This window comes from Flavobacterium sp. GSP27, from assembly GCF_003970395.1.
Classification (GTDB): domain Bacteria; phylum Bacteroidota; class Bacteroidia; order Flavobacteriales; family Flavobacteriaceae; genus Flavobacterium.
In genome coordinates this window covers 255,579-269,910 of record NZ_RYDP01000003.1, presented here as the reverse complement: position 1 = coordinate 269,910, position 14,332 = coordinate 255,579, and the positions used below count along the sequence as shown (strand labels likewise).

Annotated in this window: 7 protein-coding genes; all 7 read right to left on the bottom strand. The window is 35.4% G+C overall.

The window, feature by feature from the left end:
• Positions 1-402: 402 nt before the first annotated feature.
• The 7 genes from EKM05_RS04705 to EKM05_RS04670 all read right to left on the bottom strand — a co-directional run bounded on the left by EKM05_RS04705 (position 403) and on the right by EKM05_RS04670 (position 13,804).
• Complete coding sequence (locus EKM05_RS04705; RefSeq protein WP_199749575.1) at positions 403-2,211, bottom strand: DNA/RNA non-specific endonuclease; 1,809 nt, start codon at positions 2,209-2,211, stop codon at positions 403-405.
• Positions 2,212-4,102: 1,891 nt separating this feature from the next.
• Positions 4,103-5,104, bottom strand: a complete 1,002-nt coding sequence (locus tag EKM05_RS04695; protein WP_126553810.1) for an IS110 family transposase — start codon at positions 5,102-5,104, stop codon at positions 4,103-4,105.
• A 386-nt stretch (positions 5,105-5,490) separates the two neighbouring features.
• Complete coding sequence (locus tag EKM05_RS14810) at positions 5,491-5,679, bottom strand: SOS response-associated peptidase family protein (RefSeq protein WP_126553829.1); 189 nt, start codon at positions 5,677-5,679, stop codon at positions 5,491-5,493.
• A gap of 478 nt (positions 5,680-6,157) precedes the next feature.
• Complete coding sequence (locus tag EKM05_RS04685; protein ID WP_126455247.1) at positions 6,158-7,537, bottom strand: Gfo/Idh/MocA family protein; 1,380 nt, start codon at positions 7,535-7,537, stop codon at positions 6,158-6,160.
• A gap of 103 nt (positions 7,538-7,640) precedes the next feature.
• Entirely contained in the window at positions 7,641-8,981 is a 1,341-nt protein-coding gene (locus tag EKM05_RS04680; protein ID WP_233590873.1) for a DUF3472 domain-containing protein, read from the bottom strand.
• Positions 8,982-9,079: 98 nt separating this feature from the next.
• On the bottom strand, positions 9,080-10,777 hold the full coding sequence (locus EKM05_RS04675) for a RagB/SusD family nutrient uptake outer membrane protein (protein WP_126455249.1): 1,698 nt from the start codon (positions 10,775-10,777) through the stop codon (positions 9,080-9,082).
• A 12-nt stretch (positions 10,778-10,789) separates the two neighbouring features.
• Positions 10,790-13,804 (bottom strand): TonB-dependent receptor, encoded by a 3,015-nt coding sequence (locus EKM05_RS04670; protein WP_233590872.1) that lies wholly within the window; start codon positions 13,802-13,804, stop codon positions 10,790-10,792.
• Positions 13,805-14,332: the final 528 nt, after the last annotated feature.

Here is a 14,332-nt window from a genome sequence, read left to right as displayed (position 1 = left end):
AAATGCATAATCATATTTTACTTTTTTTTCCATAAAAAATGCCCCAAATAGTGTCTAACTTTTTGGGGCATGTCCAAGATCAGGCTTTTTTTTAGTTTATTTTTTGCAGTTAATTATCGTGGCGAAAAATAAAAAGATTATTTTTAATTGTTACAGAAGATGTTAATTAAAAGAGACAAACAATTTTTAAAAAAAATAGCAACGAGAATTAGCCACTTAAAGAAATGTTGCGAAATAAATTTTACAATAAAAACAGCTACAAAAAGAAAAACGCTTGTAATAGGATCTTAAAGATCCGTAACAAGCGTTTTTTCTAAAAGCAACTCTTTATTGTAATAAGGTATGTTTTTCAGAAGCCTTAAAAACTTACGAGGATTTTTAATACCCTGATTTCAATAAAAATTATTTTGTTGGTCCGTTATCAACCGTTGCTTCAATAGTTGACTGAATTGAAGTAGACAAATTACTCAATAAATCATATCCTGTTGCGGCTTCAATTGCATCTACACTTGTACGGTAGGTTCCCCATGCTCCTGTAGTGTTTATATTAGGAGTATTAACTGCAATTACACGAGTGCTTGTAGTTACTCTGCCAACATCATTGGTACCCTGAGTAAGTACAACAAGTACCTTCCAAATATTGCTTGGAACAGTTATATTGCCATTATTAATTGTGTTTGCACTGCCGGCAGAACCTGTTCCACCAACACCATAACATCCCATAATTATATAGATTTCATTACCTTGGCTTACAAGTGTTCTGCCATACGCTTCGAGGTTAGCCCAGGTTTGTCGGTTATTAACAGGCGCCTGAGGAATCATGTTCGTCATTAGGAAGGTCTCAGAGTTATCAGCAACAGAAGAAGTTCTGTCAGCCGAAGGGCAATCATGACCTCTGTCGAAACCGCTACCAGAGTAGCTTGTAGAACCTACCTGATACCAACTTGAAGGCAAAGTAGTGTCAGCTCTGAAATCATCCTGGCGTGGTGCAGCTCCTGTCCATGACGGATCTAAATGCCAGCTTACCCAGTTAGCAGTTGCTTTCGAACGATTGTATGAAAGTTTATACTGCACTTTCTCCATTAAATAATTATTTTCATTGGTTATATCAGTAGTTGCACCACTAGGGTTACCCATAGCTATGTGGTCTCCATCAACACCACCAGTACCACTTCCTCCTGTACCATTGTAAGCTGTAATCGAAAAATCGTCAATGTTAATACGAATAGCTGTTCCAGTAATTTTACGAATTTCAAAACGAATATTTCCCTGAACAATCATTGGAAAAGTTGCAGTTTGCAATGTAGTAGAAGAAGTAGTAATGCTACTTCCTGTCTGAGTCCAGCTACTGCCGCTATTGTTGGAATACCAAAGTTCCCATGTGCTGGAAGCATCAGTTCCGTATGTAGCATGTTTAATATCTACACTTGAAGCACCGGTTGTAACATCAAACTGCATCGTAATTTTACCGGTGTCGATTATCCTTGCTGATTGAGTACCACTTTTCGCATCGCTTGCAGATGTTCCTATTAATGCATTGTCAAAATACCAGCTCCCTGTAGAAAGCGTTACAGCAGCAGGAGTATAAGAGGTTTTACTTCCTGATTCGTATGTTTCCGGAAAAACACCGCTAATAAGAGCACCATTATCATCAATAGTCATATCATCAATATTGATACGATTTGTACCACCCGATATTTTTCTGATTTCAAAACGAACATTTCCCTTTATCGCCATTGGAAATGTGGCAGTTTGCAATGTGGTTGAAGAGGTCGTAATTGTACTTCCTGTTTTAGTCCAACTACTTCCGTTGTTAATGGAATACCAAAGTTCCCATGAACTTGAAGCATCAGTTCCATACTTTGCATGTAAAACAGAAACACTTGAAGCACCGTTAATACTATTAAACTTCATTGTAACAGTTCCTATATTTCGAATACGAATTGACTTAGCACCGTTTTTTCTGTCGCCAGAAAGGGTACCTATTAACGCATCGTTCAAATTCCAGATACCTGTTGGTAAAGTTACGTCTGCCGCAACATAAGAAGTTTTGCTTCCTGATTCAAATGTTTCAGGAAAGCCGGTGTAAATTTTTGAAAGTTGGTTTGAATTTTTAGTTTCTGGAACGGAATAAACGAGTTCCTCGGTTGCACAAGAATTAGCTATAAGCCCAAAAAGGACAATGCTAAATAATAATTTAATTTTTTTCATAATTTTTTAAGTGGTTTTTATCGGGCCAAAAATATATCAACAGTAACGCAACAGGATTATCTAAACGTTAACTAATCCTTAACGTTTTTAAATTTAACCAAGCTTCTAATTGAACAGGTAAATAAAAAAACATTCCGATAGTTACTATTTTATGCTTGCATTGATTTGAGTAAAACAAATACCATATCAGTAATCTATTTCTTGAACACCTTTTTTAATAAAAATTCGTACTTTTTTTCATTTACATATAAGTGCTTATAATAGTTTTATTAATTTGTCTATAATGTAAAATCAAATAGGACTTATAGTGTATTTAAATGCGTGACTAGTGTGGTCAGACTATTTGCAATAATTTCGCAACATAGCTTTTCTTATATCATTAATCAATTTGATGTTTTTGTAAAATTGTTCTTCATTAAATTCCAGTATTTTTAAAGCTTTAACAATTTTTTTGTGCAGCTCGTGCTCCTGCAGCATTTCATTTACTTTTGAGTTAAAATCTTTTTTAAAATCGTCGATTCGTAAAAAAGGAATTACGGACTCAACCAGAGATTGGTCCCAGAATCTTGCTTTCCATAAACTATAGGCTAACCAGTAAACCGTTTCGGTATCTCCTTCATTTTGAAATAGTATTACAAAACTATTTGTAAAAGGTTCTTTTTGAGGATTACCAATGTGTTAATATATATTTTTTAGTATTGGTGAATTCCGCTACGCTCCATTTGCCACTATTCATTCTTTTGTTGAGAATAAAGATTTGGTTAGCTTTATAAACTGCATTTTTTTGGTGTGTTTTAATGATGAAATTCGCCGTGGCGTATTGGTTTTAAAGATTCGACCTTAATTTTTTGAAAAGAAAAAAGAGAAAAAAAGAAAGCTATTTAATCAGCAGAAATGACGAACGAAAATGGAGGGAGGAACGACCGACTGAAAGTGAGGAATGGATGCTATGTTTGCTGGATTTTTTTCTTTTTCTTTTCAAAAAATTGCAATATCGTTTTGTTGAGGTTTTTCTGTGGGCGTTATTGTGATTGCTTCGTTTCTCTCGCAAGGCAATCAAACACCCCCAAGCACCGCAGAAAATGATGATTGTAGCGATAGCGGAAATCATTATTTATCGAGGAGCGCAGTGGCGGGGTTGCGGCAATCGAACAGCCACCTGAAGCCGAGAATTGCAGCTGGTGAGGAACGAGACGCAAAATGAAGGAAGAAGAGCGTGAAACGGTGGGGAAAAAATAGAAGACAGCCGCAGGCGTTCCTTGATTTAGGGCAACGTGACGTTTTTCACGGAACGGCGCCAACCCCGATGGCTGTGCGAAGAGCGCCACCGCTGAAAAAATAAAGGGCGACAGACATGATACTGCTGGAATGCAGAGGAACGTAGCTAGCGGAGTGTAACGGAATGAAGCGGTATTGTGGATGTAATAGCCCTGCCGAACGCAGGAAGAGAACGTGTGGAGATGAGGAACGAACAGCGGAAAAAGTAAGGTTGCCTATTTTTTGGCTGCCTTATTTTTTTGTGCTGTGAAGTGTCTGCGGAACGGAGGGAAACCTTATTATTAAATTGAAATAATAAATAGCTTATTTACCAAAAGTGTTATTATAAAACTGTAAGGTTGACCGACTGGAGCTGCCGAACGGAACAAAGGGAACGACCGCAGAGAGACCGCTTGATTACTATGTCTTTTGCAAATAAATATTGCTTTATTTTCAAAAATAATTTTAGGTTTTTTTAGGCATATGTCGCCTCTGAATAAGTAATAAAAAAGGAAGGATTTTAGCCTCCCTTTTTCGTTTGACTTATTCGTCGGCACCACAGATTATTCCTGATAGGTTGCTCCTCAGCAGAGCCTATTTCCGCTTTGTCTTGGTAGATGCAAAATTATGTTTTTTATGCTACTTCTCTAATTTTATAGACTCTATTTTCTTTAATACAAGCACAAATCCGATGTATAAGCTTATTTCTGACGTTGTTTAAGACGAGTAATTTATTTTTGCTTTCTTCTACCTTTCTTTGATAATACACTTTTAATTCTGGGTCATAAGTGGCTGCCGTCAATGCACACATATGAAGTAGTTTTTTTAGCTTTTTGTTTGCCATATTATTAACTCTTGGCTTGCCCTTAATACTTTTTCCTGATGTATATTCAAAAGGTGCAACTCCAGTATAACAAGCCAATTGTCTTGGGGTTGCATACATAGAAAATTCATTGGTAAAGCAGATCAAAGTTAGTGTTGTAATTTTCCCTACGCCAGGAACTGAAGAGACTTGAGTGTAAATTGTATTTAATATTTCGTCTTCTTTAATGAGCAGGTCTAATTGTTTTTCGATGCTTTTTAAATCCGTTGCTATGCCTTTAATGGTATTGTTCTGATGTTTTACAGCTAGTTTGTAGAGTTCTGGATCAAATGATTTTAATTCGTTGGTATGACGTGATAAAGAACCCCTGTATTGTATGAGTTTATCCCTTACAGACAAAAGAGTTTTAATCTTTTCTACCACTTTTCGAGGTGCTTTGTATATTACTGCTTCTTCTTGGTTTTTCATAGCGTAATAAGCAATTCTGAAAGCATCTACTTTATCATTCTTGCCTCTTTGGAGACCAATGCTTCTAATGATTTTTAAAGACATTTCTACCCATAAAGAAAACTCATAAGAAATCAAGTGTTTAATAACCAACTTTCCATACATTCCAGTGTGCTCCAAACAGACTAATGTATTTACAGAGGTAGCATTAAATTCCTTTAGCCACTTCCGTAATTCCCTTATCCCTTTGGCATTGTTCGCGAATTGATTATGATTATTTAGTTCTTTTTTTCCTTCTAAAATAATCACAGCATCAAAGTATTCTTTGGATATATCTATCCCAAGAAAATGTGTAAATTTGTTCATAGTAAAACTTTTTTTAGATTAGCAACCTAACTACTGAAAACTATCGAAACCTTGATAATAGGCCATTATGCCTGAATTACTACTCTGATGCTTTTTCAGTAAAAACCGATGAAGTCCTAATCAAGCGATAAGTCGTTAACTTTTATTGCGCGTAGGTTCACTTAATCGGTTGGGTTGTTGATTTAAAATTACAAATTTATTGCATAGACAAAACTAAAGGATTGCACGCGATGAAGAACCTATAGTAGAATTAAAAATCTGGTATGTTTTCCAGTAATGTTGTCAATGATGCCTTCATCATTTAACAGCGATTAAATTTGCCTAATAGAGAAATGCAAAGTACTCTATTAGCTCATAATTCAACTATCTGGATTCATTATTACGGTTTAAAACATTCTTTTTTTACTATTGTGTATTACAGACAAAAGTGGATTGACTTCGGTGGTTAGTATGGTGTATATGTTTTTTATTTCTCCGGTTTCTTTATTTACCCAATTGGAATATAATCCTGCAAAGACAAGAAGTACTTCGTTGGGCAAACTTAATTCATATTTTTTATGCTTTACCTTTAGTATTCAGCCATTACTATTTGTAATACCCATTAACACCCAAACATCTTATATCAACTGAATTTTAAAGGGAGGTTTTTCGTTGACCGTTTCTATTTTGGTGTTAAAGGTGAATTTTTAAATTTCTTCATTTTTGGACCGTGATGGTATTAATCCTCAATTGTAATGGGTTATGATCTGCGGCAAATGCTATATTTTTACGGACCAATTCATCTGACAGTTTGATGATATGCATTAAGTATGTTTTAGTATTTTAATTGTTTAACTATTAAAAGTAAAGGGATTCAACTTTAATTAAAAAGTTAACCCCTTTATTTTAAATTTACACCCATTACTGAATAGTATCCTTTGAAACTATTGTTATTATTATCTCAATCCACCACCCAAATCGTATTCTGCATTCATTTATAATGTCATTTAATAATCAACTTTATAAACTACTTTATGTCATAATCCTCTTTTTGAATGATTTTAAAATTAATTTTTATTTAGAAAACTCTAAACCTTTCAATTTTTGCCAACCCCCACGAGTGAAATCAGGAATCTCAACTGGTGCAGAACTGTTATCCAAGGAAATTTCCGTTAGTGGTCCAAGACAAGACCATTCAGCCAAGTCATAAACGTCCATATCCAATGGAAGTCCATTTTGTAAACAATAAATCAAGCGGTAATCCATGATGAAATCCATTCCACCGTGACCGCCTACTTTTTTTGCTTGCTCTTCAATTTCTTTTACAATAGGATGCTTGTATTTTTCCATTAATGCTTTTTTCACGTCTTCAGGAACAAACTTGTGTGCACTCAAGTTTTCATGATTTGGTGCAATATCTGAACCTATCGCTTTTGAATCCAAAGCATATCCTTCAACAGGGTATTTATTAGCAAACCCTTTTGTTCCGCTAAGTTGGTACATACGGCTGTAAGGGCGTGGTGAAGTTACATCATGTTGAATTTGGATTGTTTTTCCTTTTTCGGTACGAATCATAGTCATTGTGTGATCCCCATTTCTAAAGTCCGTTACTTCTATTCCTGATTTTTCTTTAATATACGCAGGATTACCAACGGCTTTAGTATCCATAGAAACCAAATAGTTCATTTTATCTCCGCGGTGAATGTTCAATGCTTGACAAGCCGGTCCCATTCCATGCGTTGCATAAATATCGCCACGGTGTTTTCTATTATAATCCATACGCCAGTTGTTCCAATACTCACCCCAGAAAGGTTGAAGTCCGTGGATATAAGATCCCTCGGCATGCAGAATTTCTCCAAACAATCCTTGTTGCGCCATGTTTAATGTTGTCAATTCAAAGAAATCATATACACAATTCTCCAATTGCATGCAATGTTTACGTGTTTTTTCAGAAGTATTAATCAAGTCCCAAATTTCTTCCATAGTCATTGCTCCAGGAACTTCAATAGCTACGTTTTTACCATCTTTCATGGCTTGAACACCAATTTTCGCATGGTTTTTCCAATCTGTTGCTACATATACAAGATCTACATTAGGAAGAGCAGTTACTTTTCTCCAAGCATTTTCATCTCCAAAAAATTCTTTCGCTTTTGGAAGCCCCGCTTTAGTAAGAATTTCATTTGCTTTAGAAGTGTTTTCTTGTGTCATATCACATAAAGCCACAATTTCAACGCCAGGAATATGTGTCATACGTTCTACTGCACCTGGACCACGCATGCCTAAACCTATGAACGCAATACGCACATTAGGAATGGGAGCTGTTGCAAGACGCAAGACATCGGTTTGTCCTTTATCTCGTTTTGGAGCCGGAGTTTTAATCATTTGGGCCGATACATTGGCCCATCCTAGAAAAAGAAAGGAAATAAGTAGCAATTTAAAAATACTAGTTTTCATAATTTAATTTATTTATTAAAAAAAAGGAAGATAATCAAACTGTAGATTACCCATTCTGCACTATTTTACTATTTGTTGTGTTCGCTTAAACCGTGAGTAATCTCTATGGTAATTTACTAAAATCAATAACAGGTTTCTTCTGATGTAACGGTCTTGTAAAAACACTTTGAGCTTTGGTAAAATTATTAAAAAAGCCTCCGTTTTTCAAATAGAATGATTCGTTATTTAGCAAACCACCTGAATAATCCATACGGTACCCTTTAGTACCCGTGTTGTCTGTTGTGAATTTTGCGGAGTTAATCTCTGTCCAATTTCCGGTAGCATCACAATACCATTGATTATTGAACAAGACTTCTCGAGATTTATTTCCTTGTTCCGGAGAAAAATTTTCTAAAAACGAATGAAATCGTTTTAGATAAGTATTGGTTTCGGGACGGTTAAAACTGGCGATTAATTGCCATTTATTTAATTCGGGTGCAAAAAAGTAAGCGGTATAGGTCGTTGAATTATCATTTTGAGGAATTCCACGAAGTAAAAACTTATAGGTGTTCCCTGCGATCCAATTGTATTTCAAATAACTTTGTCCGCCGGAACCCTCATTTCCAAATTCACCCGTCGTTACGTTTTCTCCTTTATTAAGAAGTTTAATTTTTTTGGAATCTGGAATGGTTGCTGGATCATCCGTTACAAATGGACTCCAAACGGAGAACAATACTCTACGCTCTTTATCCGAGTTAACCTGTATACCAAAATATCCTTCTGCAAACCCATTTGCCATATAATAAGACCCTATAATATCTTGTCCTTTTGGTACAGTAACTTCGTTGTAATACCATTCGGCATTTACTTTTTCAGGTACTTGATAATTTAGATGTACAGAAGGACCTCTTCTTCCCCAATGATAAAAACTAGCTTCGTCATTTTGAACAAATGCAATTTTATCTTTCGCAATCGAGCTGTTAATTGTTACTCTTGAAATAGAAGGGAAATGACTTTTATTCTTGCTGATCCCTTTTATTTTTAAAGCAACATAACCCGGTTCCGTAATTTCCCAACGTCCTATTGGGTAAGAATTTTTTTTGGTGTCGTTGAATTCAATACTTTTGGATTCGTCGTTAATGGTGAATTCTAAAGTTGCTTTTCCCAGAACTACCAATGAATCCTTATTTATTGAAAATTCGAACACTCCCGGCTCAGAAATTCGAAAGTAAGCAGTAAAATATTCTTCTGAATTGGTCCAATACTCGATTCCATTTTTTGTAATGGTTTCAACTTCCGCAAAGGGAGTTGAACTAAAAGTATTTCCACCAAGAGGCAGAGAAATTTCGGATATCATTTTAGAATCATCCCCAACAATAGTATCATTTTTTTCATTACCGCTACAAGAAGTAAGTGGAATCAATACTAAGATTACTAATAGGTTTGTAAAGAATTTTTTTTTCATCTATAATTTTTATACTTTTTATGTTCGGTATTTCCCTTTTCTGACCCCTTTTATTCTTAACCAAATGGACGTTTTTACAACCTCATTCTAACCTTTTATTATTGATTTTGGGTCAGCGTTCCAGGATAAGCATTTATTTCTGATTGAGGAATGTACTGTATCACACGCAAACTGGATGCAGGAATATCTTCCATGGCACGATGTGGTCCCGGATAATGACGTGTCATTGTTTGTCCGTTTCTATATACATCATACCCTCTATGTGCTTCGAAAGCTAATTCTAATTGACGTTCTTCATCAATAAATTGAATAGCATTGGCACTCGTTAATGAAGTATATCCAGCACCAGGAATTGATCTTTCTCTTACTATATTTAGGTTAATACGTGCATTTTGATAATCCCCTTTTTTTGCATACGCTTCTGCCATATTCAAATACATTTCAGATAGTCTTGAAATGATTGGCGAATGAAGATGCGAATCGTTATCCTGTAAAGAACATTTAGTGATATAATACATTGGATATACACGGTTCAATAACATCATAAAATCTTTTTCACCAACATATGTTTTTCCTTTATAGTCAATCGAATAACTATTTTCAGCAGCATTAACTACAGTTAGATCGTATTTATCTGTCCCAATATTAATGTAAAATGTACCGTCAGCATTACGCTTAAGCGGTTGTTGCAAATAGTTATACCCTGTTTGTACTGAGCTGGTATTATACGAATCATGGACAAAACGGAAGGCTTCTGTTTTATTGTCTGATGCATCCAGTGCGTATTGTGGTTTAATAAATGCCCAACGAGCATCATTCTTTTGACCAGACTTGCGCAGTAAATCTAAATATTTAGCACTGGCATACATTTCGCCCCAACCTTGTCCTTGAATATTGGCGTACATGCCGCCAATTCCATAATAGTGATCGAATCCGGAGAACTCTGAAGCCACACGTTTAACAGCAAAAATGGTTTCCGTTTGTCCGGCAGCATCAGGAGCAAAGGTATTGTATTTCATAAAATCCGCTCTACTAAGTAAATTGTAATTTCCACTTGCAATTACTTTTGTAGCATATTCTATGGCAAGAGTAGCATATTCTTGATTTGGACTTTGGTACGTTCCGCTCATGTATAAGTATACTCTGGATAGCATTGCTTGCGCTGCCTCTCTGGTTGCATAAGTCGCACTACGTTTTACGGTCATTAGCGTTTCTGCTTTTTTCAAATCATTAATGGCTTGTTGGTAGCTGTCTTTAATTGTGGATCTGTCTGGGAGACGTAAATTATCAATATCGGCAGGCATTCCGTTTACAATGGGTACTCCCAAATTAGAGTCAGGGGATTGTGCATAAGGTCTACCGTAGGTACGAGACAAATAGAAGTAAATCATTCCTCTTAAGTAGTAGGCTTCTCCTAATTGTTGGTCAATTTGCGCATTTTCACCTTCTGAAATAATTTTGATTAAGTCACTTGATTGTGAAATAATTTTATAACTGTTGTTCCAAAAAACAGATAATCTTCCATTATCCGGTATGTGCTGGTACGAAATAAAGGAATAGAAAGCATCCGTAGAAGTTCCTCTTATCATGATATTATCTCCGGGATATTCCCCTACTCTGTGCATAACATCTGACCAACCTTTAAGTTGTGCGTAACACCCATTCAAAAGTACTTCGACAGCCGCTTCCTTATCTGCAAGGATTTTGTCCTCGGTGTAAGCATTAAAAGGTTCTCTCTCCAGTTCACAAGAGTATAAAAAACTAATTGTAATGAATAATATAAATATCTTTTTCATGATTTATTTTTTTTAAAGAGTAAGATTAAGACCTAATACAAATTTGCGTGTCTGAGGATATACTGAGGTGGCAACTCCTGTTATTTGACCATTACTAGGTGGTATCTCAGGATCAACTCCAGAGAAGTGAGAAATTGTAAATAAGTTTTCTGCAGCTACAAATAATCTAAGATTCGAAATATTAAAACGCTCCACATTTAGATTATATCCTAAAGAAAGGCTTCTCATTTTTAGATAGGTTCCAGTTTCTAAGAAACGAGACGAAGCTTTATTTGAGTTACTTTGATTGTTATAACTGGCTTGAGGATGCGTAGCAATATCACCTGGTTTTTCCCATCGGCTCCATCCGCTGTGAAGATTCATTTGGTTGCGATCTGTATAGGCTCCATCTGAATCAAATTCAGCTCTGGCATAATTATAAATTTCGCCTCCTACTGAATAGGTAAATATGGCAGCAAGATCAAAACTCTTATAATTTAAATTCGTTGAAAATCCACCAAAAAAGGAAGGCGTATACGCTCCCATAGCAATTGGTGTTTTTGAAGCGGCACTATAACTGAAGGTTTTAACGCGTTCTCCTGCTGCATTGGTTTCAAACCATTGTGGTCTTCCGCTCTCTGGATCTACACCAGCCCATTCTGTAAGGTACCACGTATCTACATCCTTTCCGGGAGTCAATAATTTATTAGCTGAACCGGAAATACCAGATCCATCTCTCACGATGATTTGTTGTCTTTCGCCATAAAGACTCGTTACTTTGTTTTTATTCACACCAATATTAGCATCTACAGCCCATCTCCAATCTTCATTATTAATAATTTCAACATTAAGTGCCGCTTCAAAACCTTTATTGCTTACTGCTCCTACGTTTTTCCAAATACTAGTCACTCCAATAACTCCTGGCAAAGGAACTTGGTACAATAAACCCGAAGTATCTTTATCATAATAATCCAAAGTCAGGTTGAATCGTCTTAAAAACGAAATATCTAAACCCACACCGGCCGTATATGTTTTTTCCCAACTTAAATCAGGATTCGCAATTTGAGAAATTATGGCTCCTGGATTTTCATTGTACCCTGTCGTTAATGAATACAGGGCATAGTGTGGATAAAGACTGTTTGGTCTGTTTCCTACTGATCCATAACTGGCTCTAAGTTTTAAATTTGTGATATAATCCGCTTTAAAAAAAGCTTCTTTATGAATATTCCATCCACCACTTACAGAGTAAAAATTCCCGTATTGTGAATTAACCCCAAAATTTGAAGCTCCGTCACGTCTAAGCGAAACTTGTGCTAAGTACTTATTATCATAGGTATAATTTACATTCGATAATAATGATTGTACGGCCCATTGCGCTTTGCTTCCTCTCACTCTTTCAGGAATCGAGGCCACATCACTCACTACAAACCCCGGAGCAAATCCAGTTGCAATTCCTACTGTATTTTTAGAATTAAATTCATTCCATTCATAGCCGGCGATGGCATTAAAATCATGTTTTCCAAATGATTTTTTGAATTTGAACAATTGATTGGTATAGGCTCTATTATACGAACTCATATAATCCTCAATTCTTCCTTTTACTGCTAATCCGCTGGAAGAACGTGGATCTGAATAGGAGGTAGAATTTGAATTTGAAAAGATATAACTGTTTACAGAGGCAAAAGTCAGCCAATCCGTAAGTTTTATGTCAAAATCAAAATTACTTCGAATATCATAGGCTTCAGACTCGCTGTAATTCCATTGTAAATCATACAAATAGTTTGATCCGGTGGTGTTTACCCAAGTAGGATTTGGTTGATTTCCTACCAAAGTTCCATCTGCTAAATACGGGTTATCCCAAGGCATATTACCATACATTGCACCAACTGAATGTTGTTTATTTAAAACATCTCTGCGGGTTGCGTTTATCTGTGGGCGTATGGTTAACCAATTATTTACTTTATAACTAAATTTCAATAGTGCATTATACCGTTTGTAGTCATAGCCTCTTATTGCTGCTGTCTCATCATACACCCCCAGAGAAACATAGCTTTTGAAATCCTCATTACCACCACTTATAGAGAGGTTATGATCGGTTGCTAAACCTGTTCTTGTGGCATTATCCCACCAATCAAAGTTTTTATTTCTCAGTTCCGGAGTCCACCACCATGCCGTTGAAAAGTCCTGTTTGTTCGAAAAAGAATCGTACAAGTCATATAATTCATTTCCATTCATTAAGCTGAAATTACCCGTGTTTAATGTGGTAGCAGCCATCTTCGTCGAGAAATTAATAGTTGCTTTGCCTGATTTTCCACTTTTTGTTGTAACCACAATAACTCCGTTAGCCCCTTGAGAACCGTATACAGCAGTAGAGGCTGCATCTTTTAGAATCGTCATAGTTTCAATATCCATGGGATTAATGCTCCCGGCACTACTTCCTACAATAACTCCATCAACAACCCATAGAGGATCTGTACTTCCGTTTACAGTTGTTTTACCTCTAATAATTATTTTACCAGCTTCACCAGGCTGTCCAGATCCAGAATTTACATAAACTCCAGTAGCTTTCCCTGCTAATAAATTTTCAACAGAGGGAGTTGTAGCATCTGTAAGCTTCTTATTGGTAATTGTTTGTAAGGAACCCGTCAAACTTTCTTTTTTAATCGTACTATAGCCAACAATAACGACTTCATTTAATTTTTGTCCGGTTTCTTTTAAAACAATAGTTAATGGGTCATTGCCAATAGCAATTTCTTGTTCTTCCATTCCAATAAATGAAACAACTAAAGTATTATTATTTCCTACTACATCAATAGCAAAATTACCATCAGCATCAGTTTGAACACCAATAGTAGTACCTTTGATAAGCACATTAGCTCCAGGAAGAGGTGCTCCACTTTCATCGGTAACTTTTCCTTTTACAACTTTCTGAACTAATAATACATTAGTTTCGGATAAAGCGATTGTCTTTATGGTCGAAGCAGTAGAAACTTGAAAAGTTAAAGCTAGAAAAGAAAGAATTGTTAATTTAATTTCTTTGTGTGTCATACTTTTAATCCTTAAGCCCCTTGGTTTTTTTTGGGTTAATAATTTCATACTCTTGAAATGGTTTTAGTTAATAATTGTTTGTTGGTTTATTCAGTATTAAGTGTTGTTTGTATGTTTTTTTGATGGACAAAAATGAACTCTAAAAAATTTGATTTATAATTTCTTAACTGAGCTAATTTTTGTCTAAATCCACCCTCTTTTTTTATGCATATTTCTAAATACAGCCTTTGATATAATCTTCAAAAACATTAAATTTTGACCTAATAAAAGATTGATTATTTTTTAATACATGACGAAACTAGAGATTATATTTTTATTAAACAAGGAAAAACACAAATAATGTGCTCGAACACATATTTTTTGTGTTGTCGAGCACACAAAAAATACTCGAAACGTTTTTTTAGTACTAAAATTCTAGTTTTTCAATTATAAAATCCTGTGGGGTTTCATATCATTTATTTCAAGTAAAAAAGGACATACTCATTAAATAAGAAGAAATTCGGAATTTTTTAAACTAAAAATTAAAAC